The 26,153-nt window shown below is 49.2% G+C and carries 22 protein-coding genes; 7 read left to right on the top strand and 15 right to left on the bottom strand.

The window, feature by feature from the left end; translation table 11 throughout:
- Window positions 1–55 precede the first annotated feature (55 nt).
- The 12 genes from tdcB to tkt all read right to left on the bottom strand — a co-directional run bounded on the left by tdcB (window position 56) and on the right by tkt (window position 14,006).
- A complete protein-coding gene (tdcB, locus tag D8682_RS19410; RefSeq protein ID WP_121814919.1) occupies window positions 56–1,042 on the bottom strand; it encodes a bifunctional threonine ammonia-lyase/L-serine ammonia-lyase TdcB in 987 nt (328 codons plus the stop codon).
- Between the two features lie 101 nt (window positions 1,043–1,143).
- A complete protein-coding gene (gene tdcA / locus D8682_RS19405) occupies window positions 1,144–2,082 on the bottom strand; it encodes a transcriptional regulator TdcA (RefSeq protein ID WP_064543600.1) in 939 nt (312 codons plus the stop codon).
- A gap of 518 nt (window positions 2,083–2,600) precedes the next feature.
- Window positions 2,601–3,677 carry a class II fructose-bisphosphate aldolase gene (fbaA, locus tag D8682_RS19400; protein WP_064543598.1) on the bottom strand — a complete coding sequence of 359 codons (1,077 nt, stop codon included), beginning with the start codon at window positions 3,675–3,677 and terminating at the stop codon, window positions 2,601–2,603.
- Window positions 3,678–3,779: 102 nt separating this feature from the next.
- Entirely contained in the window at window positions 3,780–4,943 is a 1,164-nt protein-coding gene (gene pgk / locus D8682_RS19395; RefSeq protein WP_064543596.1) for a phosphoglycerate kinase, read from the bottom strand.
- A 49-nt stretch (window positions 4,944–4,992) separates the two neighbouring features.
- Window positions 4,993–6,012 (bottom strand): erythrose-4-phosphate dehydrogenase, encoded by a 1,020-nt coding sequence (gene epd, locus D8682_RS19390; protein WP_121814918.1) that lies wholly within the window; start codon window positions 6,010–6,012, stop codon window positions 4,993–4,995.
- Between the two features lie 317 nt (window positions 6,013–6,329).
- Window positions 6,330–7,037: a nucleoside/nucleotide kinase family protein gene (locus tag D8682_RS19385; RefSeq protein ID WP_064543592.1), complete on the bottom strand. Its 708-nt coding sequence runs from the start codon at window positions 7,035–7,037 to the stop codon at window positions 6,330–6,332.
- The gene (locus tag D8682_RS19380; protein WP_121814917.1) at window positions 7,034–7,543 is read right to left on the bottom strand and encodes an MltR family transcriptional regulator; all 510 of its coding nucleotides are present in this window, start codon (window positions 7,541–7,543) and stop codon (window positions 7,034–7,036) included. Before D8682_RS19380 ends, D8682_RS19385 begins: the two co-directional genes overlap by 4 nt.
- Window positions 7,544–7,558: 15 nt before the next feature.
- Complete coding sequence (gene glpX, locus D8682_RS19375) at window positions 7,559–8,530, bottom strand: class II fructose-bisphosphatase (protein ID WP_121814916.1); 972 nt, start codon at window positions 8,528–8,530, stop codon at window positions 7,559–7,561.
- A gap of 2 nt (window positions 8,531–8,532) precedes the next feature.
- The gene (locus tag D8682_RS19370; RefSeq protein WP_064543586.1) at window positions 8,533–9,807 is read right to left on the bottom strand and encodes a zinc-binding dehydrogenase; all 1,275 of its coding nucleotides are present in this window, start codon (window positions 9,805–9,807) and stop codon (window positions 8,533–8,535) included.
- Window positions 9,808–9,821: 14 nt separating this feature from the next.
- Window positions 9,822–11,204, bottom strand: a complete 1,383-nt coding sequence (locus D8682_RS19365; RefSeq protein ID WP_064543584.1) for a PTS mannitol transporter subunit IICB — start codon at window positions 11,202–11,204, stop codon at window positions 9,822–9,824.
- A 22-nt stretch (window positions 11,205–11,226) separates the two neighbouring features.
- Window positions 11,227–11,670, bottom strand: a complete 444-nt coding sequence (cmtB, locus tag D8682_RS19360; RefSeq protein WP_121814915.1) for a PTS mannitol transporter subunit IIA — start codon at window positions 11,668–11,670, stop codon at window positions 11,227–11,229.
- Window positions 11,671–12,014: 344 nt separating this feature from the next.
- A complete protein-coding gene (tkt, locus tag D8682_RS19355; protein WP_064543579.1) occupies window positions 12,015–14,006 on the bottom strand; it encodes a transketolase in 1,992 nt (663 codons plus the stop codon).
- A 264-nt stretch (window positions 14,007–14,270) separates the two neighbouring features.
- Here tkt and D8682_RS19350 point away from each other — a divergent pair, with 264 nt between their 5' ends.
- Window positions 14,271–15,029: a M48 family metallopeptidase gene (locus tag D8682_RS19350; protein ID WP_121814914.1), complete on the top strand. Its 759-nt coding sequence runs from the start codon at window positions 14,271–14,273 to the stop codon at window positions 15,027–15,029.
- A gap of 136 nt (window positions 15,030–15,165) precedes the next feature.
- On the opposite strand, the gene speB is transcribed toward D8682_RS19350, so the two are convergent.
- The 3 genes from speB to D8682_RS19335 form a co-directional block, all read right to left on the bottom strand.
- Window positions 15,166–16,086 (bottom strand): agmatinase, encoded by a 921-nt coding sequence (gene speB / locus D8682_RS19345; RefSeq protein WP_064543574.1) that lies wholly within the window; start codon window positions 16,084–16,086, stop codon window positions 15,166–15,168.
- A gap of 263 nt (window positions 16,087–16,349) precedes the next feature.
- Window positions 16,350–18,326, bottom strand: a complete 1,977-nt coding sequence (gene speA, locus D8682_RS19340) for a biosynthetic arginine decarboxylase (protein ID WP_074388524.1) — start codon at window positions 18,324–18,326, stop codon at window positions 16,350–16,352.
- Window positions 18,319–18,423 carry a virulence promoting factor gene (locus tag D8682_RS19335; RefSeq protein WP_370090879.1) on the bottom strand — a complete coding sequence of 35 codons (105 nt, stop codon included), beginning with the start codon at window positions 18,421–18,423 and terminating at the stop codon, window positions 18,319–18,321. Before D8682_RS19335 ends, speA begins: the two co-directional genes overlap by 8 nt.
- A gap of 708 nt (window positions 18,424–19,131) precedes the next feature.
- Here D8682_RS19335 and metK point away from each other — a divergent pair.
- From metK to gshB, 6 genes are all read left to right on the top strand, one after another.
- On the top strand, window positions 19,132–20,286 hold the full coding sequence (gene metK / locus D8682_RS19325) for a methionine adenosyltransferase (RefSeq protein ID WP_064543569.1): 1,155 nt from the start codon (window positions 19,132–19,134) through the stop codon (window positions 20,284–20,286).
- Window positions 20,287–21,515: 1,229 nt separating this feature from the next.
- Complete coding sequence (locus D8682_RS19320) at window positions 21,516–22,910, top strand: sugar porter family MFS transporter (protein ID WP_121814912.1); 1,395 nt, start codon at window positions 21,516–21,518, stop codon at window positions 22,908–22,910.
- 71 nt (window positions 22,911–22,981) lie between these two features.
- Window positions 22,982–23,497, top strand: coding sequence for a SprT family zinc-dependent metalloprotease (locus tag D8682_RS19315; RefSeq protein ID WP_121814911.1), 516 nt, complete (start codon window positions 22,982–22,984; stop codon window positions 23,495–23,497).
- 92 nt (window positions 23,498–23,589) lie between these two features.
- Complete coding sequence (endA, locus tag D8682_RS19310; RefSeq protein WP_064543538.1) at window positions 23,590–24,297, top strand: deoxyribonuclease I; 708 nt, start codon at window positions 23,590–23,592, stop codon at window positions 24,295–24,297.
- Window positions 24,298–24,372: 75 nt separating this feature from the next.
- Window positions 24,373–25,104 carry a 16S rRNA (uracil(1498)-N(3))-methyltransferase gene (gene rsmE, locus D8682_RS19305; protein ID WP_121814910.1) on the top strand — a complete coding sequence of 244 codons (732 nt, stop codon included), beginning with the start codon at window positions 24,373–24,375 and terminating at the stop codon, window positions 25,102–25,104.
- Window positions 25,105–25,118: 14 nt separating this feature from the next.
- Window positions 25,119–26,066 carry a glutathione synthase gene (gshB, locus tag D8682_RS19300; RefSeq protein WP_121814909.1) on the top strand — a complete coding sequence of 316 codons (948 nt, stop codon included), beginning with the start codon at window positions 25,119–25,121 and terminating at the stop codon, window positions 26,064–26,066.
- Window positions 26,067–26,153 lie beyond the last annotated feature (87 nt).

Below are 26,153 nucleotides of genomic sequence, written 5' to 3'. Positions count from 1 at the left end.
TATATTTCAAGCTGCATCGCTATTATCTGTGATGCAGCTTTAATTATTAGGGGGATTAATCTACTGAGCCTGTAATCTGCGAAACACGCGAAAGGTCGATGTTCCCGCCAGAAATAATACTGACTGTCTTACGCCCTTTAATATAGTGATCTAACTTGCCGCTTAATAATGCCGCAGTGGCTAATGCGCCAGCACCTTCAGTGACGACTTTATTACGTTGAATCAGTGCCACCATGCTATTACGAATATCATCTTCACTCACTAATACAATATCAGTCACTAATTTCTTGACAATTTCATAAGTGATTCGGCCAGGGCGCGCAACATCACAACCATCAGCTAAAGTACCTGATGTACGATGCGACATAAGCTCACCTTTATAGAACGAGGCTGCCATACCATGCACGTTTTCAGCCTGAACGCCGATGATATTAATTGTCGGGTTAATGGATTTAATCGCCAGCGCAATACCGGCAATTAAACCACCGCCGCCAATAGGTACAATCACGTTATCGACGTCGTATAAATCTTCGAGGATTTCGAGGCCGATAGTCCCCTGACCAGCAATCACTTTTTCATCGTCATACGGTGGAATGAAGATACGTCCTTCCATCTCAACGATTTCACTCACTTTGGCGATAGTGTCGTTGAAGTTATCGCCGTGCATCACAACTTCGGCAGAGTAGTCAGAGGTTGCGGCAACTTTAGATTTTGGTGCGCCATTAGGCATCACAACTTTGCCGTTAATACCAAGGATGGCACAAGATAGTGAAACACCCTGCGCGTGGTTACCTGCAGAACACGCTACTACCCCTTTGTTTTTTTCTTCTTCGGTTAAAGAACTCAGCTTATTAAAGGCACCGCGTATTTTAAATGAACCGGTACGCTGCATATTTTCAAACTTTAAAAATATTTCGCCCTTGCAGCATTCGCTAAGATAATTTGAGCGTGGCATTCCTGTTTTATAGATATAACCAGCAAGTCTTTTCTTTGCTTCTAGTACATCAATAATAGTGACAGGAAGTTCATAGTCGATATGCATGTTGACCTCAACATTTTAAAAACAGAAATATAGGTGGTGATAATATAATCAAATTATCACTGGGAATTGTTTATAGAATTCAGTTCAATTACTGAGTTTAATTAAGCTACTTCAGTTAATTGATTAAATTGAAACCGAGTACGTAATGAATGTTTTTTCGCAAGCTCAACTAATGTTGCTGCCGATTGAGTAATTCGATAATTTTTAGACCATACGGCGGCATAACGAGCGATGGGTAATTTATCTTCCACAGGGATTTTAATAAATGAGTTGGAGCCAAATGGAGAAATCATATCTCGTGGAATGACCGTCAGGAAATCAGCATTCAATACGAGATTATAAATCGTGACGACTGAGTCTGTTTTAACGATGTTTTCACTCTTAATATTATTTTTTTGCAGCGTGGTGAGAAGTTCACTGTAATATCCCATTTCCGTTTGCGGCAACACCCATTGTTCTTGCGTCAGATCGCTAAGCGTTGTTGTCCCTTGAATCTTCCGGGTTCGGTTCGCTACCAGAATGAACTCTGACTCAAACAATGGTTCGATATGCAGATCCTGTAACAACATCTCGTCGCTCAATGTACCAATCGCAAAATCCAGACGACCATCGCGGATTGCAGGTAAGAAAGAGGACAGTTGAGCTTCGAACATCGAAACCTGAGCCTGTGGGAAAACTTCTTTAAACTCTTTCATCATCCCTGGCAAAAAAGTAAAACCAATCAGAGAGGGGTAACCGAATGAAACATCGACCACACCGTTGCCGACCATTTGATTCATTTCACTACACAGATTTCTCAACTCACGTGTGATGGACTCTGAGTAAGTCAGTAGAACTTTGCCTGCTTCGGTTAATTTTACACCGGTATTTTTTCTGATGATAAGTTCTAAGCCAAAATAGGCTTCCATATCACTAATAATTTTGCTGACCGCAGGCTGAGTCAGACTAAGTTGTTTTGCAGCAGAACCAAATGAACCACTCCTCACCACTTCCTGAAAGACAAGCAACTGTTGTGTTTTAGGTAATGTATTATTGTCCATGAAGTTCTGCGCCTAATTAATTTCCATGCCGCAGATCATAACGAATAGTGATACCGATGTTATGTGGCTTGACTCACAAATACTCGACCATCAATTGCATACAAAGCAGTCAAATAAAAAATATCATTTAAAAACAATGAATTACAGAATGGCGATCTGCCCTTAACATGATGAATATCAACCTTATATACCCTGATAAAATAAAGTTATGGAGATAATTTAAACATATAAGCTTAAATAAGCCGCTGTTTATGCTGTTTTTTATTATGGCAAGAGAAGATTTATCTTAAGTGGACTTCACGATATTAAACTAATTTTGTTATTTTTAAAATTTAATTAATGAAAGTTCTAATAATATTTGAATGTGTATTTAAGTAAGATTTTTTATATAAAAATTAATAAAAGTGAATATGGATCGATATTTCAATAATAAATCTTGAGATAAAAGCGATTGCGCTCTCATCGTGATAAAAAAGCCCGCACGAGGCGGGCTTGATTCAAGCATTGACTACTTCAAATTACAGAACGTCGATCGCGTTCAGTTCTTTGAATGCTTGCTCCAGACGGGTGATCATAGAAGTCTGAGCAGAACGCAGCCATACGCGTGGATCGTAGTATTTCTTGTTCGGTTGGTCTTCGCCTTTCGGGTTGCCCAACTGGCCTTGCAGGTAAGCTTCGTTCGCTTTGTAGTAGTTCAGGATACCTTCCCATGTTGCCCACTGGGTATCGGTATCGATGTTCATTTTCACTACGCCGTAGCTTACGGAGTCTTTGATTTCTTGAGCAGAAGAACCAGAACCACCGTGGAATACGAAGTTCAGGCTGTTGTGCGGCAGATTATGTTTCTTAGAAACATAGTCCTGAGAATCGCGCAGGATAGTTGGGGTCAGAACCACGTTACCTGGTTTGTAAACGCCGTGAACGTTACCGAAAGAAGCCGCGATAGTGAAGCGTGGGCTAATAGCATTCAGTTTTTCGTAAGCGTAATCAACGTCTTCTGGCTGAGTGTACAGAGAAGATGCGTCCATATGGCTGTTATCTACGCCATCTTCTTCGCCACCGGTGCAACCCAGTTCGATTTCCAGAGTCATGCCGATTTTAGACATACGCTCCAGATACTTAGAACAGATTTCGATGTTCTCTTCCAGGGACTCTTCTGACAGGTCAATCATGTGAGAAGAGAACAGTGGTTTGCCAGTTGCTGCGAAGTGTTTTTCGCCAGCGTCCAACAGGCCGTCTAACCATGGCAGCAGTTTCTTAGCGCAGTGGTCAGTGTGCAGGATAACTGGAACACCGTAATGTTCAGCCATCAGATGCACATGGTGCGCACCAGAGATACCACCGAGGATTGCAGCTTGTTGGCCTTCAGCTTTCAGGCCTTTACCCGCCATGAACGCTGCGCCACCGTTGGAGAACTGAACGATAACTGGTGCTTTAACTTTTGCAGCAGTTTCGATAACGGCGTTGATAGAGTCAGTGCCTACGCAGTTAACTGCTGGCAGAGCAAAATTGTTTTCTTTTGCTACCTGGAAAACTTTCTGTACGTCATCACCGGTGATAACACCTGGTTTTACGAAATCAAAAATCTTAGACATGTTTGGTTGTCCTGTATCGTCGGCCGTTAGAAAAAACGTTTGTGCCACCTAAGACTTAGCGGCGGCAAAAATTAAACGGGCAGGAGACCCTGCCCATCATCATTACTTCTTAGCGCGCTCTTCGAGCATAGCTACTGCTGGCAGAACTTTGCCTTCCACGAATTCGAGGAAAGCGCCGCCACCAGTGGAGATGTAGGAGATTTTGTCTGCAATACCGAACAGGTCGATAGCTGCCAGGGTGTCACCGCCGCCTGCAATAGAGAACGCTTCGCTGTCTGCGATTGCATTGGCAACGATTTCAGTACCTTTACGGAAGTTCGGGAATTCGAACACGCCAACCGGGCCGTTCCACAGAATGGTTTTTGCATTCTTCAGGATTTCAGCCAGTTGCTGCGCAGAAGCATCACCGATATCCAGAATCTGCTCGTCAGATTTCACGTCGTTGACAGATTTCAGAGTTGCCGTAGCAGTCTCAGAGAACTCAGTCGCTACGCGAACATCAGCAGGAACTGGGATGTCACAAATAGTCAGCAGGCGTTTAGCTTCGTCAACCAGGTCTGCTTCGTACAGGGATTTACCGACGTTGTGGCCTTGAGCAGCAACGAAAGTGTTCGCGATGCCACCACCAACAATCAGCTGGTCAGCAATTTTGGACAGGGAATCCAGAACGGTCAGCTTGGTAGAAACTTTAGAACCGCCAACGATAGCCACCATTGGGCGAGCAGGTTCTTTCAATGCTTTACCCAGTGCGCTCAGCTCTTCAGCCAGCAGCGGGCCAGCACAAGCGATATCTGCGAATTTGCCAACGCCGTGGGTAGAAGCCTGTGCACGGTGTGCAGTACCGAAAGCGTCCATGACGAATACGTCGCACAGTGCAGCGTATTTTTTAGACAGGGTTTCGTCGTCTTTCTTTTCGCCTTTGTTAAAGCGAACGTTTTCCAGAACAACCAGTTCACCCGCAGCAACTTCAACGCCATCGAGGTAATCTTTAGCCAGGCGAACCGGAGCAGACAATTTGTCTTTCAGGTAGTTAACAACCGGCAGCAGAGAGAATTCTTCGTTGTACTCGCCTTCAGTCGGACGACCCAGGTGAGAAGTTACCATCACTTTAGCGCCTTGTTTCAGGGCTAATTCGATAGTTGGCAGTGATGCACGGATACGTGCGTCAGATGTCACTTTCCCTTCTTTAACTGGTACGTTCAAATCTGCACGGATCAGAACACGTTTTCCAGCCAGATCCAGATCGGTCATCTTAATTACAGACATGGTGAATCCTCTCGTTGATTCTTAAAGTTTTGCGGACGCTTTATGCGCCTTACCTGAAACCACTTGCGGCCATGACTAACGTCGTGTCGAGCATTCGGTTAGCAAAGCCCCATTCGTTATCACACCAGACTAAAGTTTTAATCAGATGTTGCCCACTGACCCGCGTTTGTGTGCCATCAACAATGGCACTGTGCGGATCATGGTTAAAATCAGTCGAGACCAACGGTAATTCCGTATAGTCAACTATACCATGAAATGAATCACGTGCTTCTTTTTGCAGCAACCTATTGACTTCATTAGCATTGACTGCTTTTTTCACCGTCACGCTTAAATCGATCGCCGTGACGTTAATGGTCGGAACACGTACCGCAATCGCCTCGAAACGATCGTTAAATTGCGGGAAAATACGTGTGATACCAGCAGCAAGACGCGTATCAACAGGAATAATAGACTGGCTGGCGGCACGTGTGCGGCGCAAGTCTGGATGATAGGCGTCGATAACTTGTTGATCGTGCATCGCGGAATGGATGGTGGTCACTGTGCCCCATTCAATACCGTACGCATCATCAAGCAATTTGATAATAGGAATAATGCAGTTTGTGGTGCAGGAAGCATTCGAAACAATGCGATGTTCAGCAACCACACTTTCATGATTCACACCGTAAACCACGGTGGCGTCGAGGTCGTTACCGCCGGGATGAGAGAAGAGGACTTTTTTGGCACCGGCAGCCAGATGCGCTTCACCGTCTGCACGGGAGCCAAACACACCGGTACAATCCAGCACCACATCCACGCCCAGTTCACGCCACGGTAAATCAGCAATATCCGATTCGTGCAGAATACGGACGGTGTCATCACCTACCCATAACTGGTTGCGTTCCTGACGAACGTCCCAGGCGAAACGACCATGGCTAGTGTCATACTTCAACAGATGCGCCATGCCCGCAGCATCAGCCAGTTCATTGATTGCTACGACGGTAATTTCCGCACGGCGACCGGATTCGTACAATGCACGTACCACGTTGCGCCCAATGCGACCGAAGCCATTAATTGCTATGCGAACGGTCATATCTCTCCTGCCAGAATCCCTGAGACTAAGTGGCTGACAGAGTAATCCAGCAATCATCTGAGGGGAATCCTCGCACTCTCGAAACTGCAATTGTTTGCTTAATTGTCGAACATTTATTCGACTGAAACGCTTCAGCCATGTTAAGCGATACGGGGAATAAATGGAACGTTACCCCATGACAGGCAACCGATCTTCTGACATACGTCACAAATTTGATGGAATAAATGCAACAAGAAACCCACGTTGAATGAATAACAACCAGCTATCAGCAGGAATAATGGAAATACCACAGAGTCGTTCACACGACCCTGCCGGTATCAATTGAGATGATAGCCACCCTGCTCATCCATAACTAACTGCATATCGGCAGACAGGCTTCCTTCGAGCACACGTAAAACATTCGGCCCATCAGTGGCGTGGAAAAATTCCTCCGCCTGCTCACGGCTCAAGCCGCCACGTATTTTTCGGCTAATCAATCGTTCGGAAAGCAATTCCGCAGGAGCAGCGATAAACACAGAAAAATCGCAAAGGGGGCGCAATGCCTGCCACTCTGGCTGATTGAGCAGCAGCCAATTGCCTTCAACCACCACAATGGGCGCTTCAACGGTAATCGCATTTTCCAGCGGATCGTGCAGATTACGATCGTACTGCGGCCAGCGACTGCCAGGCTTTTGCAGATCCTGCAATGCACCAGTTAGCTTCTGAATATTAAACGTTTGCGGTGCGCCTTTATGTTGCTTGAGATTGTTCGCAAGCAGATATTCGTTGTAGTGATGGAAGCCATCCATCGGTAAAGCCTGTATCGCAGGTAATGCCGGATCGAGCGAAGACAAATATTCCCAAAACGCCACCAGCGTTGACTTACCGGTGCCGGGTGGAGCCGCCAAAAATACCACCAGCCGACGCTGTAATTGCTTTTGCTTTGCGGCGAGTTGCTTTAATAAAGGCTTATGTAACGCTTCGACTTCTTGTTCTTTAAAACAGGCTTGTGTCTCTAATCCATTAATAATTAATGTGACTTTCACCAGACTAGCTCCTTCAATAATGAAGTCACCGCCAGAGATAACGCCGTTTTCACTAAGCCGCCATAACGCGCTTCGGAATAGATTGAGAAATCCGAATACTTCATGCTTTTTATTGCATTAAACAATGTCGCGTTTTGGGTAATCGAATTGAGGTTCGCAATAAAATCGTAAGTGAGGTCATCATGAAACTGAATTGCCACTTTGCTGTGTTGCACAAAATCACAGAACTGGGAAAAACAGGTAATATCGGCATACAGCCATTTATCCATTTTCCCCAGCGCGTAAATCAGGCGCAGCGCAACGTCGATATCATCCAGCGGCCCACTTCTGGCAAGCAAAGGCTTAACCGCGTACTCAACGATCTCTTCATCATTATCAACAAATAACGAAGGTAGAAATTGCCTGATGCCGGAAAGCAAAATATCGTGCGCGACGCTCATAAATGAGGCCAAATCACTTTGCGCTTCCAGTTGTTCAAGTACTTCATCTTCGTTCAAGGTGGTCATTAATAGCTCAGTACATTAGAGGTGATGTAAAGAGTCTATAATATTACAGGTGCGCTCTATACCATTAATCAAGAGCGTTTGAGTGCGTACAACATCACCTTCTTCGCGCACTCCCTGCAAAATATCCCCGCCGGTTACGCCGGTTGCGGAAAATAATACCTCGTCGCTTTTGACGATTTCATCAAGGCTGTAAATACGATTGATTTCGACGCCCATTTCACGGCAGCGGCGTTGCTCAGAATCAGCAATTTGGCGATGTTCAGGCGTCTCCCCTTTTGCCTGGCAGAAATCCATTAATTCCACCTGCATTTCGCCACCTAATGCTTTCACCGCACAGGCAGAAATTACGCCCTCTGGTGCGCCGCCAATGCTGTACATCACGTCGTATTGATTATCCAGCAAGCAAGTCATCACGCTTGCAGCCACGTCACCATCCGGTAATGCAATCACTTTCACGCCCAGGCTTGTAGCTTCGGCAATTATTGCCTGGTGGCGGGGTTTATCGAGGGTCACCATCCGCAAACGCTCCAGCGGTTTGCCGAGCGCGTTGGCAATATTTTTTAGGTTATCTGCGAGCGTTGCCGCAAGGCTAATCACCCCTTTGGCTTTCTTGCCCACCACGATTTTCTTCATATACATATCGGGGGAATGCAGCAAGGTACCAACCGGTGCGCAGGCCATCACCGCCAGCGCATTATTTTGCCCCATCGCCACCATGCGCGTGCCTTCGATGGGGTCAACGGCGATATCGATTTGCGGGGAATTACCCTTTCCTAACATCTCGCCGATATACAGCATCGGCGCGTGGTCAATCTCCCCTTCGCCAATGACAATCCGCCCCTGCATATCAATTTGATTAAGTGCATCACGCATTGCCTGCACCGCCACGCCATCAATCTGATTCTTATCGCCGCAGCCGATCAATGGCCAGGCTGCAAGCGCGGCCCGTTCCGTGGTGCGGAAAAATGGATAAGCCAGCGTTTTCATGGTTACGCCTCCACACCGATATCAACGCCAAAATGGGCTAACAGATGCTTTTCCGCCGCTTCGTTCCAGACGCCGTGTGTTTCAGCCACCAGTTCGGCAAGGCGTTTAAATAATGGATCGGTTTCACCCAGGCTGGCGAATTCAGTGATTGCCGTCAGCGGCATGGTGACACCGTTGTAAATCAGCTTTTTACCGCCCGGGATATCCGGCAGATTCAGCACGGTTTCAGGAACCGCATCCAGGCCACCCACATGCGTAACCATAAACGAAGGCTGTAATCGCCCGCTGGCAGCAAGTTCAATGGCTTCAATCATGTCATCGGCGGAGCCGCCAGATGTGCCAACAATATGCGTGCTGCCGTAATGCACGTTGTAGAAATTAAACGGCACCTTGAAGTTTTTATCCGTTGGTCCGGCGAAGAAATTCAGGCAGCCGTCGTCAGCGAGCAGGTCATCACCCAGCTCAATCACCGCAGGTACGGCGGCATAAACGAAGACGTCATCAAAGCCCGTACCACCGGTCATCTCACGTAACGCCGCCGCAGGGTTATCCAGTTCTTTGCTGTTCACATACACCAACTCGATACCGTTTTTGGCCGCCAGCTCTACAGGCAAGAGTTTTTGTGCCTGTGCCAGTCTGGCTTCATCAATATCAACCACCACCACTTTGCCCGGTTTGATATTGCCGTTAATTGCATAATCAATGGCACCGATGCCCATCGGCCCGGCACAGGCTAATAATGCCAGGTTGCCACCGGGTTTAATTCCCATGCGATGTTCATAAACGTATTGCGTGGTGTGATAGTTCGCTTTATAAGCCCCAATAATACAGCACATTGGCTCCGCTAAAGAGGCGGCTGCAAAATATGATCCTCTATAAGGTAAAACACAGCCCAGATCGATAGCCTGTTTTGGGATAATCATATACGTGGCATTGCCACCGAAGTATTCATAGCTATAACCGGCTGAATATCCACTCGGCAAACCCATTGCCGGTTGTAATACATAACGCTGGCCTTTCTTATATTGGCCGAGAAGATTATTCCCGACTTCGACAATGACTCCTGCGCATTCATGCCCGGTAATTACTGGGTGGTTATTTAAATCATCTGGTACACGTTTATGGTCACTCGCCAGTAGCGCCGCTTTCCATGTTGATAAACACACGCTATCTGAAATAACGCTCACTAATAACTCATCATCAGTGATTGCCGGTAATTCAAACTCACGGATACGGACGTCCCGCTTGCCATAAATGGCTGCAACTTTAGTTTTCATAAGAATCCTTATTATTAAGCCTTAGCGGTTAATTCATTAAATAACGCATCGAGTTTCGGGTCGCCAATATAGTTATTAATCAGGATCAGCGGTTTGTTAGTCACCAGTTTGACGCGCCCTTCCAGGCTGGCATGCGTGACGATTATCTCTGCGTGTTCAGGTACATTTTCTATGGCGTAGTGTTTAACTTCTGTTTCTATGCCCTGTTTTTGCAGACGCTTACGAAACGTGGTGGCTCCCATAGCGCTTGAGCCCATGCCCGCATCGCAAACAAACGCGACCAATTTCACTGGACCGGTACTCCACGCCCCTTCCTGTTTCATCGCTTTCATGGCGCTGGCAGTCTCATCAAAGTTGTCCTCTTTCTCGACTTCTTTGCTGCGATCCAGTTTCAGAATGAATGCGGTAATCACAAATGAAACGGCTGTCGCCACGGTGACACCGGCAATGGTGGCAAAGAATGCACCACGCGGCGTGAGGGCGAGATAAGCAAAGATGGAACCCGGACTTGGCCCTGCAACCAGGCCGCCACCCAACAGATTAAAGGTATAAATTCCGGACATCCCGCCCGCAATCATGGCAATCAGCGTCAACGGCTTCATTAAAACATACGGGAAGTAGAGTTCGTGAATACCGCCCAGGAAGTGAATGATCATCGCACCTGGTGCGGATTTTTTTGCCATTCCTTTGCCAAACACTGCAAAACCAAGCAGCAAACCGAGCCCAGGGCCTGGATTCGACGCCACCATAAAGAAGATAGATTTCCCGGTGTCAGACGCTTGCTGCATGCCTAATGGGTAGTAAACACCCTGATCGATTGCATTGTTCAGGAACAGGATCTTCGCGGGTTCGTTAATCAGCGACAACAACGGTAAATAACCGGTGCTGACCAACGCTTCAATGCACTCTTTCACGAAATTGTTCGCCACTAACACCGCAGGGCCAATAATTTCAAAGGCAAACAGGCAAAGCAGCATCCCGGCAATACCCAATGAGAAGTTATTAATCACCATCTCAAAGCCTGGCGGAATACGCTTCTCCAGCGTGCGGTCGATAACTTTAATCACCCAGCCACCGAGTGGCCCCATGATCATCGCACCGATGAACATCGGAATATCGGCACCGACTATCACGCCGATGGTACCAATTCCGCCCATCACCGCACCGCGTTTCCCACCAATTAAATGGCCACCGGTTGAGCCAATCATCACCGGTAGCAAATAGGTGATCATTGGGCCGACTATTTTGGCGAAATGTTCATTAGGCATCCAGCCGGTTGGAATAAATAACGCGGTAATAAAACCCCACGCGATAAATGCGCCGATATTGGGGATAACCATAGCTGTAAGAAATCCGCCGAAAGCCTGGACTTTGGCACGAGCTGATTTATTTTTCATATTTATCCTGACGAGAGAATGATTACTCTTGAGTGATAATATCCTTGAGTTGCTGATCGGTATTCGCATTCAGCAAAGCTTCAATTGTTGATTCTTCACAGAACATTTCGCTTAATGCCTGAATAGCACCGATATGCTCATCTGAATCAGCCGCTGACAACCCGATTAATAATTTCACCGGTTCGTGGTTATCGCCAAAACCCACGGTGTTTTTTAATAGCGTAAGAGATAAACCTGTTTTAATTGCGCCGCATTCTGGCCTGGCATGAGGCATCGCAACAAAAGGAGCCAGAATATAATATGGGCCAGTTTCCTGGGTGGTCTTTTTAATTGCATCAATGTATGAAGCGGTGACATAGCCTTTTTGCAATAGCACTTCCATTGAATAATCTATTGCCTGTTGCCAGTCATCGGCAGAGTTTTTTATAGATATGGCAGCATCAGGGAAATAATCTATTAACCGCATACTGTCTTCCTCATTTTGTAGGGTGTTTTTATTTTCAATTAAAGTATGACGGCGTGGAAAATAAATCAAATGAGGGCGGGGAAATGTTATTTATTGAGTGAGAAAAATTTTAATCAATAAATTCAAAGAATTAAAAATACAAAAAAATCAAATATAAACATGTCAATAGCAATAATTTTAACCTAATCACAAATTCATGTTTTGTGTTATTTACGATTATGCTATGAAGATCACGATTTGATACTTGATTGATTATACTTTTGCAATGCAAGACAACCCGTTTTATTGAGGATAACCATAAAAAACGGGTCGCCTGAGCGACCCGCTTAACTAGCATGAAGCGATTACAGAACTGCTTTAGCCTGTTTCACTACGTTTGCAACAGTGAAACCAAACTCTTCGAACAGCAGTTCAGCTGGAGCAGACTCACCAAAGGTGGTCATACCCACAACCGCACCATTCAGACCAACGTATTTGTACCAGTAGTCAGCGATGCTGGCTTCGATAGCAACACGCGCAGCAACCGCTTTCGGCAGTACCGCTTCACGGTAAGCAGGGTCCTGTTTGTCGAATGCATCGGTAGACGGCATGGAAACCACGCGCGCTTTAATGCCTTCAGCAGTCAGTTGATCCCAGGCTGCAACCGCCAGTTCAACTTCAGAACCGGTGGCAATCAGGATAAGCTCAGGCGTGCCTGCGCAGTCTTTCAGAACGTATGCGCCACGGGCGATATCCGCCAGTTGCTGTTCAGTACGATCTTGCTGTGCCAGGTTCTGACGGGAGAAAATCAGCGCGGTCGGGCCGTCGTGACGTTCTACAGCGTATTTCCACGCCACCGCAGACTCAACCTGGTCACATGGACGCCATGTGCTCATGTTCGGCGTCACACGCAGGGCAGCAAGCTGCTCCACTGGCTGGTGAGTCGGGCCGTCTTCACCCAGACCGATTGAGTCATGGGTGTAGACCATCACCTGGCGTTGCTTCATCAGTGCTGCCATACGCACCGCGTTACGGGCATATTCAACAAACATCAGGAAGGTAGAGGTGTACGGCAGGAAACCACCGTGCAGCGCGATACCGTTGGCAATCGCCGTCATACCGAATTCACGTACACCGTAATGGATGTAGTTACCGGCCAGGTCTTCGTTGATGGCTTTAGAACCAGACCAGATAGTCAGGTTAGACGGTGCAAGGTCAGCAGAGCCGCCAAGGAATTCAGGCAACAAGTGACCGAATGCTTCGATGGTGTTCTGGGACGCTTTACGGCTGGCGATTTTCGCAGGGTTAGCTTGCAGGTTCTTGATGAACTCTTGCGCTTTAGCTGCGAAATCAGCAGGCATGTCGCCTTTCATACGACGGATAAATTCTGCGGCTTCTTGCGGGAAGGCGCGAGCGTAGGCAGCGAACTTCTCGTTCCATGCTGCTTCTTTCGCCTGGCCTGCTTCGCGAGCATCCCACTGAGCATAAATGTCTTGCGGGATTTCGAATGGCGCGTGTTTCCAGCCCAGTGCTTCACGGGTCAGTGCGATTTCTGCGTCACCCAAAGGTGCGCCGTGGGAATCGTGGGTACCGGCTTTGTTTGGTGAACCGAAACCGATGATGGTTTTGCACATCAGCAGTGAAGGTTTGTCGGTAACCGCTTTGGCTTCTTCAACAGCGCGTTTGATAGCGTCTGCATCGTGGCCGTCAACGCCGCGCACAACGTGCCAGCCGTAGGCTTCAAAGCGTTTCGCCGTATCGTCTGTGAACCAGCCTTCAACGTGGCCGTCGATAGAGATACCGTTGTCATCATAGAAGGCAACCAGTTTACCCAGACCCAGCGTACCCGCCAGCGAGCAAACTTCGTGGGAAATGCCTTCCATCATGCAGCCATCACCCATAAAGGTGTAGGTGAAGTGGTCAACGATATCGTGACCAGGGCGGTTGAACTGTGCTGCCATGGTGCGTTCAGCAATGGCCATACCGACTGCGTTTGCCACACCCTGACCCAGTGGACCCGTGGTGGTTTCTACGCCTGCGGTGTAACCCACTTCCGGGTGACCCGGAGTTTTGGAATGCAGCTGACGGAAGTTTTTCAGTTCTTCAATCGGCAGGTCATAGCCTGTGAGGTGCAGCAAGCTGTAAATCAGCATTGAACCATGGCCGTTAGACAGCACGAAGCGGTCACGGTCAGCCCATGCAGGGTTCTGCGGGTTATGGTTCAGGAAATCGCGCCACAGGACTTCGGCAATGTCGGCCATACCCATAGGGGCACCCGGGTGACCGGATTTGGCTTTTTGTACTGCGTCCATGCTGAGTGCACGAATAGCATTGGCAAGCTCTTTACGAGAGGACATTTTGACTCCAGATCGGATGGTTGAAGGTCAGGCCTTGACTACTATGCGTTATGGGCTACGCCCAAAAAATTGCCATCAATGTACCGCAAGCCGTGTGCCATGTACATGGAGCATCCTTTTGTCCGGTTAAGAAATCTCTGGAAGCTGCTCGCATGTTGCGCATGTTGATGCGCAGCATGCGTTAACTTCTTTATACTCAAGCCACCAGCCAGCGATATGTGGCTCGATCCCCCAGAGTAGTTGTCATTTATTAAGGATATTGGCATGAAGATGCGCCCAATTTTACTGAGCCTGAGCGTTGCAGTCCTGGTGAGTGGTTGCCAGAATATGGATTCCAACGGCCTGCTGGCTTCCGGTGCTGAAGTCTTTCAGGCGTACACATTAAGTGATGCGCAGGTCAAAGAGCTGAGCGACAAATCCTGTGCCGAACTGGACAGCAAAGCGTCTATCGCACCGGCCAGTAGCGAGTATGCGCAACGCCTGAACAAAATCGCTGCGGCATTGGGCGATAACATCAACGGCATGCCGGTGAACTACAAGGTTTACGTCACCAAAGACGTGAACGCCTTTGCGATGGCCAACGGTTGTATCCGCGTGTACAGCGGCCTGATGGATATGATGAACGATAACGAAGTCGAAGCGGTTATCGGCCACGAAATGGGCCACGTGGCGCTCGGCCATGTGAAGAAAGGGATGCAGGTGGCGCTGGGGACTAACGCAGCTCGTGTTGCAGCGGCCTCTGCGGGCGGAATGATTGGCAGTTTGTCACAGTCACAGCTTGGCGATTTGGGTGAGAAATTGGTAAATGCACAGTTCTCCCAGCGTCAGGAATCGGAAGCAGATGACTATTCGTATGATTTGTTGAGAAAACGTGGCATCAACCCAATTGGCCTGGCAACCAGTTTTGAGAAGCTAGCGAAGCAAGAAGAAGGCCGCCAAAGCTCGATGCTTGACGACCACCCGGCTTCAGCCGAACGTGCGCAACATATTCGCGACCGTATGGCGGCAGATGGGCTGAAGTAATTTTCAAATGACTGCCTCAGGCGTAATTGTCGCAAGCAGTTTGGACTCGGGCAGCGCGCAGCCACCGGAGCGTACACAAAGTACGTGAGGATGGCGAGCACTGCCCGGGTTCAAAATGGCAAGTAAAATAGCCTGATTACTCGCCTTTCTTAGCCGCCTGGATATACAACATCTCCAGCGCCAACGTCGCGCCCGCCAAAGCAGTAATTTCAGACTGGTCGTAAGCCGGAGCCACTTCTACAACGTCCATACCAACGATGTTCAAATCTTTCAAACCACGAACCAGTTTCAGCGCGCGATCGGTAGTCAGACCACCGATAACCGGCGTACCGGTGCCTGGTGCGAAAGCAGGATCGATGCAGTCGATATCAAAGGTCAGATAAACTGGCATATCGCCAACAATTTGCTTCACCTGCGCCAGCACATCGTCAACAGTACGGTCGTTCACCTGGCCTGCATCCAGCACGGTAAAGCCATTATCTTTGTCGAACTCGGTACGAATACCAATCTGCACAGAATGATTCGGGTCGATCAGACCTTCTTTTGGTGCGGTGTAGAACATGGTGCCGTGGTCGAACTCGCAGCCGTTCGCATAGGTGTCAGTGTGCGCATCGAAATGCACCAGCGCCATTTTACCAAAGTGCTTAGCGTGAGCGCGCAACAGCGGCAGAGTCACGAAGTGGTCACCACCGAAAGACAGCATACGCTTACCGGCAGCCAGCAGTTTTTCTGCGTGAGCTTGCAGGCGTTCGCTCATATCACGCGCATCACCGAAGGCATAAACCAGGTCGCCACAGTCAACAACGTTCAGACGCTCACGCATGTCGAAATTCCACGGGAAGCGGTTACCTTCCCACGCCAGGTTGGTAGAAACCTGACGAATAGCCGCAGGGCCATGACGCCCGCCTGCACGGCCAGAGGTTGCCGCATCAAAAGGAACGCCAGTGATCACCCAATCGGCATCGCTGTCATACGGCATGAAGTTCAGTGGAAAACGTAAAAAACCGAAGGCATTGGATACCAGGGAATTGTCGTACTGATGGCCTAAGGTGCTCATGGTTTGACCTCACGATGATGGTAATTATTTGCAAAAAAAAGTCCCTTCCGCGTCGTTAACCCGACGAGGAAGGGACTGGATTCATTCAGACTGCTTGTTGGCGGATTATCGCCGAATGTAACCTTATTTGTATACTAATTACTCTAGTAATTCGCGTTACAGGTAGGCGGCAAAGGAGCTTATCCCCGGGAGCTTACTTAAGTAAGTGACTGGGGTAAGTGAGTGCGGCCAACACCCCTGCGACTCGAAGTACGCCGAGTAATTTACTCGTCTTCTAAATAAGTATAGCCATACAACCCAGCCTCAAACTCTTCGAGGAACTGCTGCTGCAAACCGGCATCCAGATCGGTCTGTTTGACCTGATCACGGAAATGCTTGAGCAGAGTTTTTGGATCAAGCTGAACGTATTCCAGCATGTCCGCAACGGTATCGCCTTCATCAGAAAGCTCCACCTCTACGCTGCCGTCAGGGAAGACGAACACGTCAACCGCTTCGGTATCGCCAAACAGGTTGTGCATGTTGCCAAGGATTTCCTGGTATGCCCCAACCATAAAGAAGCCCAGCAACGGCGGGTTTTCCGCATCGTATTCTGGCATCGGCATAGTTGTCGCAATACCGTCACCATCGATGTAGTGATCGATAGCACCGTCGGAATCACAGGTGATATCCAGCAGTACCGCACGACGCTCTGGGATCTGATTCAGCCCTTCAAGCGGCAGTACCGGGAACAGCTGATCGATACCCCACGCATCCGGCATGGACTGGAACAGCGAGAAGTTGACGTAAATCTTATCCGCCATACGTTCTTGCAGTTCGTCGATGATCGGGCGGTGTGCGCGGTTGCTAGGGTCAAGCAGGCGTTGAATTTCGTGGCACATGCTCAGATAAAGCTGCTCCGCCCAGGCACGCTCCTGCAAAGAGAAACTCCCCGCCGAGTAGCCGGTATGGATATCATGCAGATCGTTCTGGCTATCGTGCAGCCATTCACGCAGCGAGCGACGGTTGTTCGGCTCGTGCATTTCGCCCCAGGTTTCCCACATGCTTTGCAGTGCACGGGACGCGTCTGCAGCCGGAGCTGTTGGCGTGGTGTATTCGTTGCGCTCAACACCAATGATGTTAGACACCAGCACGGTGTGGTGCGCGGTCACCGCACGGCCAGACTCGGTGATAACCGTCGGGTGCGGCAGGCCGTTTTCTTCACATGCGTCGCCAATCGCCCAAATGATGTTGTTCGCATATTCGTTCAGGCCATAGTTGACCGAACAATCTGACTGCGAACGCGTGCCTTCATAGTCCACGCCCAGACCGCCGCCCACATCGAAGCATTCGATGTTAACGCCCATCTTGTGCAGCTCAACATAGAAACGCGCTGATTCACGCACGCCGGTGGCGATATCGCGAATATTCGCCATTTGCGAACCGAGGTGGAAGTGCAGTAATTGCAGGCTGTCGATACGACCGGCTTCACGCAACATTTCAACCAGTTGCAGAACCTGCGTCGCCGCCAGACCAAATTTTGATTTCTCGCCGCCTGAAGACTGCCATTTGCCCGAACCTTGCGATGCCAGACGCGCACGCACGCCAAGGCGCGGTACCACATTCAGGCGCTCGGCTTCTTCCAGCACAATGCGAATTTCAGACATCTTCTCGATGACCAGATAAACCTTGTGGCCCATCTTCTCGCCGATCAACGCCAGGCGGATGTATTCACGGTCTTTATAACCGTTACACACAATGACCGAACGCGTCATGCCCGCATGCGCCAGCACAGCCATCAGTTCTGCTTTAGAACCTGCTTCCAGGCCCAGCGGTTCGCCGGAATGAATCAGTGATTCAATCACGCGACGGTGCTGGTTCACCTTGATTGGGTAAACGAGGAAATAGTTGCCGTTATAACCATAGGATTCGCGAGCACGTTTGAACGCTGCATTAATAGAACGCAGGCGGTGCTGCAAAATCTGCGGGAAGCAGAACAGTGCAGGCAAACGCTGCCCCTGTGCTTCACGGGCTTTTACGAGTTCAGCGAGATCAACACGCGCTTCCGGGACATCCGGGTCCGGGCAAACGGTGATATGACCGAGCTCATTGACGTCGTAATAGTTATTGCCCCACCAGGCAATATTGTAAGTACGCAGCATTTTGCTGGCTTCCTGGGAGCTCATGGCAACCTCCTGCATGGAGCGGTGTACATCCTGCTCGCCCACTGACGAACCCGAAACAGAAGAGATTTTGTCAGACATGGCGAACCTCAAATTTAAACGAATGTGCAAAACAGTTGACTACTATCGCAGGGGTATCCCGCAATAACAACCCATTAACAGCGCGTATCGGCAGCATAAGACGCTGACAGACAAACTGTGCGACCGGTTTCTTTTTCATATCATTGTAAAAACACGTAACCGAGCTTCGTAGAACGAGTCGGCGAAACCACGAGAATACTCTTATCGATGACAAGAGAGCCCTTGTTCAGAATTTCACGGGTTTAAAAACCGGCCCGAGAGTCCTGAGAAGCGCCGAGATGGGTATAACATCGGCAGGAATGCAGCAAAGAGATGCTTATTGAGAGAGGCAAATGCACACCAGACTGGTGAGCCAGATTCTGTGAATTACAGCGGTTTTTCAATCCTGACACCTCCACACATACCATTTAGGGCATGCGACAAGCCAAAGCTAAGAAATTTGCTCAACCCGGCTGGAAGTGGGCAACACGTAGAAATGTGTGCTTGTTGAATGAGCCGCGCGCGCCGCTTTATACCGATAACAGCCAAAAATTGCAAAACAAAAATCCCTGCTTTGCGGCACTGTCAGTAAAAATTGCCATCCAAGATTATGCTTAGAAACTTGCGGGTAGAAAAATCACTGGTAATCTGATTAAGGGATAACCTAGAATAGCCGTCCAGATGTTAATCCATCTATACCGATTAACTGTTAGACTGCCTGAAATTAATCCTGTGGCTAAAACTCCGAATATCAGTATATCGCACTGATACGAGCGCCAATTAGCGGCAGTCTGCACTAACCTAATTCTCTTAGGGTGAATAAAATATGGCCAAGCACCTCTTTACGTCCGAGTCTGTATCAGAAGGGCATCCCGATAAAATCGCTGACCAAATCTCTGATGCGGTCCTCGATGCGATCCTCGAGCAGGATCCAAAAGCACGCGTAGCTTGTGAGACTTACGTTAAAACCGGCATGGTTCTGGTTGGCGGTGAAATCACCACCAGCGCCTGGGTTGATATCGAAGAAATCACTCGCCAAACGATTCGTGACATCGGCTACGTGCATTCTGATATGGGCTTTGATGCCAATTCTTGTGCCGTGTTAAGCGCGATTGGTAAGCAGTCCCCGGACATCAACCAGGGCGTTGACCGTACCGATCCACTGGAACAAGGTGCGGGCGACCAGGGCCTGATGTTTGGTTATGCAACCAACGAAACCGAAGTGCTGATGCCAGCGCCAATCACTTACGCGCACCTTCTGGTTCAACGCCAGGCTGAAGTTCGTAAGAATGGCTCACTGCCATGGTTGCGTCCGGATGCAAAAAGCCAAATCACGTTCCAGTACGACGACGGTAAAATCGTCGGTATTGATGCCGTGGTTCTGTCTACCCAGCACTCTGAAGATGTACAGCTGAAAACGCTGCAAGAAGCGGTGATGGAAGAGATCATCAAGCCAGTTCTGCCAGCAGAATGGTTGAATGCATCTACCAAATATCACATCAACCCAACAGGCCGTTTTGTTATCGGTGGCCCAATGGGTGACTGCGGTCTGACCGGTCGTAAAATTATCGTTGATACATACGGCGGCATGGCTCGTCACGGTGGCGGCGCGTTCTCCGGTAAAGATCCGTCTAAAGTTGACCGTTCTGCGGCGTACGCGGCGCGTTATGTCGCGAAAAACATCGTTGCTGCGGGTCTGGCTGACCGCTGTGAAATCCAGGTGTCTTACGCCATCGGCGTGGCAGAACCGACTTCTATCATGGTTGAAACCTTCGGTACCGAGAAAATCTCTACCGAACAACTGACTCTGCTGGTGCGCGAGTTCTTCGACCTGCGTCCGTACGGCCTGATTCAGATGCTGGATCTGCTGCACCCAATCTACAAAGAAACTGCCGCATACGGTCACTTTGGTCGTGAGCATTTCCCTTGGGAAAAAACCGACAAAGCAGAATTGCTGCGTGATGCTGCCGGCCTGAAGTAAAATCCGTCAGAGCTCCAGACATTAAAGGCCAGCGCTCTGCTGGTCTTTTAGACCGATGACAAACCTCTTCGTAGGTCGGATAAGCGCAGCGTCTTCCGACACTTTTATCTGCAACAACAGGCGAAAATGGTGGATGGCGCTATCGCTTATCCCCCTACAACACCTGTTTAGTGACCTTTGTCAGCAATCTAAAAGGCCAGCGCTCTGCTGGTCTTTTAGACCGATGACGAACCTCTTCGTAGGTCGGATAAGCGCAGCGTCATCCGACACTTTTATCTGCAACAACAGGCGAAAATGGTGGATGGCGCTATCGCTTATCCCCCCTACAACACCTGTTTAGTGACCTTTGTCAGCAATCTAAAAGGCCAGCGCTCTACTGGTCTTTAAGACCGATGACGAACCTCTTCGTAGGTTGGATAAGCGCAGCGTCATCCGACACTTTTATCTGCAACAACAGGCGAAAATGGTGGATGGCGCTATCGCTTATCCCCCCTACAACACCTGTTTAGTGACCTTTGTCAGCAATCTAAAAGGCCAGCGCTCTGCTGGTCTTTAAGAGCGATGACAAATCTCTTCGTAGGTCGGATAAGCGCAGCGTCATCCGACACTTTTATCTGCAACAACAGGTGAAAATGGTGGATGGCGCTATCGCTTATCCCCCCTACAACACCTGTTTAGTGACCTTTGTCAGCAATCTAAAAGGCCAGCGCTCTGCTGGTCTTTTAGACCGATGACGAACCTCTTCGTAGGTCGGATAAGCGCAGCGTCATCCGACACTTTTATCTGCAACAACAGGCGAAAATGGTGGATGGCGCTATCGCTTATCCACCCTACAACACCTGTTTAGTGACCTTTGTCAGCAATCTAAAAGGCCAGCGCTCTGCTGGTCTTTTTTATTTCCACAACCCCCATCTGCCCCCCAGCCATCTCCAACAAACGCCCAGTGAAAGCGATTACATATGCGTTAAAAGATAGTTAATTAAGATTAATCCTCATGACAGATTAATGTTGACGCACTGTTTACATAAATGTTCAGACTAGTCCGGATTACTTATTTTCTCTTTTATTATCCGCATTTAATGCTATGTTTTATATAATAAATTTATACATACACTTCTTGACATTAGTGTAAGCGATTACACTAACGTGAGTTGCATCACATAATTTCACGTAGCGTTGCCCTACCCTTAATAGCGAGACACCCCCAAATAATTCAACTGGAGAGCACTATGCCTGACATAAAAAAACAAGGGCGCTCGAACAAAAGCATGACCTTTTTCGTCTGTTTCCTTGCGGCCCTGGCAGGTTTGTTGTTTGGCCTTGATATCGGCGTTATTGCCGGTGCGTTGCCGTTTATCGCGAAAGATTTCCAGATAACCGCACATCAACAAGAGTGGGTTGTCAGCTCGATGATGTTTGGCGCAGCAGTCGGTGCAGTGGGTAGTGGCTGGCTCTCGTTCCGTATCGGGCGCAAATACAGCCTGATGATTGGCGCAGTGCTATTCGTTGCAGGCTCGCTCTGTTCTGCGTTTGCACCGAATACTGAAATCCTGATTCTTTCCCGCGTGTTGCTTGGGCTGGCAGTCGGTGTTGCGTCTTATACCGCACCGCTTTATCTGTCTGAAATTGCTCCAGAAAAAATTCGTGGCAGCATGATTTCGATGTACCAGCTGATGATTACCATCGGGATTCTCGGTGCTTACCTTTCTGATACCGCATTCAGCTACAGCGGCTCATGGCGCTGGATGCTGGGCGTCATTACTATTCCAGCCCTGATTCTTCTGGTTGGCGTGTTCTTCCTGCCAGACAGCCCGCGCTGGTTCGCTGCTAAACGTCGTTTCCACGATGCCGAGCGCGTCCTGTTGCGCCTGCGTGATACCAGTGCCGAAGCCAAACGTGAACTGGAAGAAATCCGTGAAAGCCTGAAAGTTAAACAAAGCGGTTGGTCGCTGTTTAAAGACAACAGCAACTTCCGCCGTGCGGTGTTCCTCGGCATTCTGCTTCAGGTGATGCAGCAGTTCACCGGTATGAACGTGATCATGTATTACGCGCCGAAAATCTTCGAAATAGCGGGCTTTACCAACACCACTCAACAAATGTGGGGCACCGTAATTGTTGGGCTTATCAACGTACTGGCGACATTTATTGCGATCGGTCTGGTGGACCGCTGGGGCCGTAAACCGACGCTGGTACTGGGCTTCATGGTGATGGCTGTTGGCATGGGCATACTGGGTACCATGCTGCACATTGGTATTCACTCCCAGGGCGCGCAATACTTCGCCATCGCAATGCTGTTGATGTTTATCGTCGGTTTTGCAATGAGTGCGGGTCCACTGATTTGGGTGCTGTGTTCTGAAATCCAACCGCTGAAAGGCCGCGATTTTGGTATCACCTGCTCTACCGCCACCAACTGGATTGCCAACATGATCGTCGGCGCAACATTCCTGACCATGCTTAACACTCTGGGTAACGCGAATACCTTCTGGGTCTACGCGGCGTTAAATCTGTTCTTTATTGTGCTCACTCTGTGGCTGATTCCAGAAACCAAACACGTTTCCCTGGAACACATCGAACGTAACTTGATGAAAGGCCGCCGCTTACGTGAGATTGGCGCTCACGAATAAACCACACTCGCCCCTTTCCACAATGGAGAGGGGCTTGCACCCTGCTTCGCCTGGCACTAATCTGTGCCGTTATGAAATCCCCAAGACTCCCCATCGCACTCCAACAGGCCGTTATGCGCTGCCTGCGAGAAAAACTCCAACAAGCCAATCAGCAGTTGGGCCGAAACTATCCTGAACCGAAACTGGTCTATCAGCAGCGCGGCACTGCTGCGGGTACCGCATGGATGGATAGCTACGAAATTCGTCTAAATCCGGTATTGCTGATGGAAAATCAGCAAACTTTCATTGATGAAGTTGTGCCGCATGAACTGGCACATCTGTTGGTCTGGAAACACTTTGGCCGCGTAGCACCACACGGCAAAGAGTGGAAATGGATGATGGAAGCGGTGCTTGGCGTCCCCGCTCGTCGCACGCATAAGTTTGAAGTGCAATCCGTGCGTAAGAACACCTTTCCCTATCGCTGCCGCTGCCAGTTGCATCAGCTTACCGTCCGACGCCATAACCGTGTGGTGCGTGGCGAAGCAGAATACCGCTGTGTTCAGTGCGGCGACCTGTTAAAAGCAGACGCTACAACCTCCTGTAATTAAAAATAATAATCGGAAAGTTTCCTGATTTAGCTTATTGAATCCTGATAACCCATCAGTTAGGGTGCGAGCACGTTTTAGTAAGGATTCTGGAAATGTCTCGCAAATATTCTTTGGCTGTTGCAGTTGTTGCAGCCCTCTCCTCTTTTTCCGCACTCAGTGCCGGTATTAATAATTTCTCTCAAGCTAAAGCCGCTGGCGTCAAAGTGAATGCCGACGCGCCGGGTGACTTCTATTGCGGATGTAAAATCAGCTGGGAAGGGAAAAAGGGCGTTCCCGATCTCGAATCCTGCGGTTACAAAGTCCGTAAGAATGAAAACCGTGCGACACGCATAGAGTGGGAGCATGTCGTACCGGCCTGGCAGTTCGGCCATCAGCGCCAGTGTTGGCAAGATGGCGGCCGTAAAAACTGCTCCAAAGATCCGGAATATCGCAAGATGGAAAGCGATATGCACAACCTGCAACCCGCAGTAGGCGAAGTGAATGCTGACCGTAACAACTTCATGTATAGCCAGTGGAATGGCGGCGAAGGTCAGTACGGGCAATGTGAAATGAAAGTCGACTTCAAAGATAAGATTGCCGAGCCACCTGCGCGTGCGCGTGGTGCTATTGCCCGTACTTATTTCTACATGCGTGACCAATATCAGCTCAACCTTTCTCGCCAGCAAACCCAGCTATTTGAGGCGTGGAACAAGCAATATCCGGTCACTGCCTGGGAATGTGAGCGCGATGAGCGCATATCCAAAGTTCAGGGTAATCATAACCCTTATGTGCTACGAGCTTGCCAGGCGCAAAACAGCTAACCTACACTAGCGGTTTAGTCCCCTCTCCCTCAGGGGGAGGGAGAAAAACACGACCTCTTTTGGATATTAAAAACCATGCGTATACCCCGCATTCACCATCCTGAATTACTCACCGTTGGCCAGGACGTGGCACTTTGTGAAGATGCGGCTAACCACGTCGGCCGTGTACTGCGCATGAATGCAGGCCACGCACTGCAGTTGTTCGATGGCAGCAATCAAGTTTTTGATGCTGAAATCGTTCAGGCAGATAAGAAAAGTGTGCGGGTGAAAGTGCTTAGTGCCACCATCGATAACCGCGAATCCCCACTGCATCTGCATCTTGGTCAGGTCATGTCGCGTGGCGAGAAAATGGAGTTCACCATTCAGAAGGCCGTTGAGCTGGGTGTGAATGTGATTACCCCTTTGTTTTCTGAACGCTGTGGCGTAAAACTGGATGCCGAGCGGCTGAATAAAAAGCTCTCGCAGTGGCAGAAAATTGCCATTGCTGCCTGTGAACAGTGTGGACGCAATGTGGTGCCGGAAGTGCGCCCGGCGATGGATCTTGAAGCGTGGTGTGCTGAGGACGATGCAAGTCTCAAGCTCAATCTGCATCCACGCGCTAACGCCAGTATTAATACCTTGCCGCAACCTGTTGAACGTGTGCGCCTGCTGATTGGCCCGGAAGGCGGTTTAACTGCTGACGAAATCGCCATGACCTCGCGCCATCAATTTACTGATATTCTGTTGGGACCTCGCGTTCTGCGTACTGAGACTACCGCGCTCACCGCGATTACCGCACTGCAAGTGCGTTTTGGCGACCTGGGCTAAAACCGGAGAAAACAATGATCAAGCTTGGCATCGTGATGGATCCCATCGCAAACATTAACATCAAGAAAGACTCCAGTTTTGCCATGCTGCTGGAAGCCCAGCGCCGTGGTTACGAACTCCACTATATGGAAATGGCCGATCTGTATTTGATCAACGGTGAAGCGCATGCGCGCACCCGTCTGGTCACTGTCGAGCAGAACTACGATAAATGGTACGAATTTGGCAGCGAGCAAGATATTCAGCTTGCCGATCTCGACGTGGTGTTGATGCGCAAAGACCCGCCGTTTGATACCGAGTTTATCTACGCTACCTATATTCTTGAGCGCGCCGAAGAACAAGGCACGCTGATCGTTAACAAACCGCAGAGCCTGCGCGACTGTAACGAAAAGTTGTTCACCGCTTGGTTTGCTGATTTAACCCCAGAAACACTTGTCACTCGCAACAAAGCACAGTTGAAAGCATTCTGGCAAAAGCATGGCGACATTATCCTCAAGCCGTTAGATGGCATGGGCGGTACGTCGATTTTCCGCGTCAAAGAAGGCGACCCTAACATTGGCGTTATTGCTGAAACACTAACAGAGCTGGGCAATCGTTACTGCATGGCGCAAAACTACCTGCCAGCCATTGTTGATGGCGACAAACGTGTTCTGGTTGTTGATGGTGAACCTGTTCCATATTGCCTGGCGCGTATTCCGCAAGGTGGTGAGACTCGTGGTAACCTGGCGGCTGGCGGTCGTGGCGAACCACGTCCATTGACTGAAAGCGATTGGGAAATTGCCCGCCGTGTCGGCCCAACATTGAAAGCCAAAGGATTGATTTTTGTTGGTCTGGATATCATCGGTGACCGCCTCACTGAGATTAATGTCACCAGCCCAACCTGCATCCGCGAAATCGAAGCCGAGTTCCCTGTATCGATCACGGGTATGCTGTTCGACGCTATCGAAGTACGTCTGGCGAAATAGCCTGCACCACCCCGGCCCAAGGATGGGCCGAGTGTCCAGTGCAGTTCAAAAGTGATAAACTGACTATTCCTCGCGCATCTAATGCCG

It is taken from the genome of Buttiauxella sp. 3AFRM03 (assembly GCF_003675305.1).
Taxonomy (GTDB): Bacteria; Pseudomonadota; Gammaproteobacteria; order Enterobacterales; family Enterobacteriaceae; genus Buttiauxella; species Buttiauxella ferragutiae.
Note: the sequence above shows the minus strand (reverse complement) of the source record. Positions and strands in the feature narration are given on the sequence as shown.

Coding starts and splice junctions, on each gene's coding strand:
- glpX (WP_121814916.1), bottom strand. CDS start 8,530: ATGAAAACGCTGGCTTATCCATTTTTCCGCACCACGGAACGGGCCGCG.
- D8682_RS19320 (WP_121814912.1), top strand. CDS start 21,516: ATGCCTGACATAAAAAAACAAGGGCGCTCGAACAAAAGCATGACCTTT.
- epd (WP_121814918.1), bottom strand. CDS start 6,012: ATGACCGTTCGCATAGCAATTAATGGCTTCGGTCGCATTGGGCGCAAC.
- cmtB (WP_121814915.1), bottom strand. CDS start 11,670: ATGCGGTTAATAGATTATTTCCCTGATGCTGCCATATCTATAAAAAAC.
- rsmE (WP_121814910.1), top strand. CDS start 24,373: ATGCGTATACCCCGCATTCACCATCCTGAATTACTCACCGTTGGCCAG.
- pgk (WP_064543596.1), bottom strand. CDS start 4,943: ATGTCTGTAATTAAGATGACCGATCTGGATCTGGCTGGAAAACGTGTT.
- D8682_RS19350 (WP_121814914.1), top strand. CDS start 14,271: ATGAAGATGCGCCCAATTTTACTGAGCCTGAGCGTTGCAGTCCTGGTG.
- fbaA (WP_064543598.1), bottom strand. CDS start 3,677: ATGTCTAAGATTTTTGATTTCGTAAAACCAGGTGTTATCACCGGTGAT.
- tdcA (WP_064543600.1), bottom strand. CDS start 2,082: ATGGACAATAATACATTACCTAAAACACAACAGTTGCTTGTCTTTCAG.
- speB (WP_064543574.1), bottom strand. CDS start 16,086: ATGAGCACCTTAGGCCATCAGTACGACAATTCCCTGGTATCCAATGCC.
- tkt (WP_064543579.1), bottom strand. CDS start 14,006: ATGTCCTCTCGTAAAGAGCTTGCCAATGCTATTCGTGCACTCAGCATG.
- gshB (WP_121814909.1), top strand. CDS start 25,119: ATGATCAAGCTTGGCATCGTGATGGATCCCATCGCAAACATTAACATC.
- endA (WP_064543538.1), top strand. CDS start 23,590: ATGTCTCGCAAATATTCTTTGGCTGTTGCAGTTGTTGCAGCCCTCTCC.
- tdcB (WP_121814919.1), bottom strand. CDS start 1,042: ATGCATATCGACTATGAACTTCCTGTCACTATTATTGATGTACTAGAA.
- D8682_RS19380 (WP_121814917.1), bottom strand. CDS start 7,543: ATGACCACCTTGAACGAAGATGAAGTACTTGAACAACTGGAAGCGCAA.
- D8682_RS19335 (WP_370090879.1), bottom strand. CDS start 18,423: ATGCTGCCGATACGCGCTGTTAATGGGTTGTTATTGCGGGATACCCCT.
- metK (WP_064543569.1), top strand. CDS start 19,132: ATGGCCAAGCACCTCTTTACGTCCGAGTCTGTATCAGAAGGGCATCCC.
- D8682_RS19370 (WP_064543586.1), bottom strand. CDS start 9,807: ATGAAAACTAAAGTTGCAGCCATTTATGGCAAGCGGGACGTCCGTATC.
- D8682_RS19365 (WP_064543584.1), bottom strand. CDS start 11,204: ATGAAAAATAAATCAGCTCGTGCCAAAGTCCAGGCTTTCGGCGGATTT.
- D8682_RS19315 (WP_121814911.1), top strand. CDS start 22,982: ATGAAATCCCCAAGACTCCCCATCGCACTCCAACAGGCCGTTATGCGC.
- speA (WP_074388524.1), bottom strand. CDS start 18,326: ATGTCTGACAAAATCTCTTCTGTTTCGGGTTCGTCAGTGGGCGAGCAG.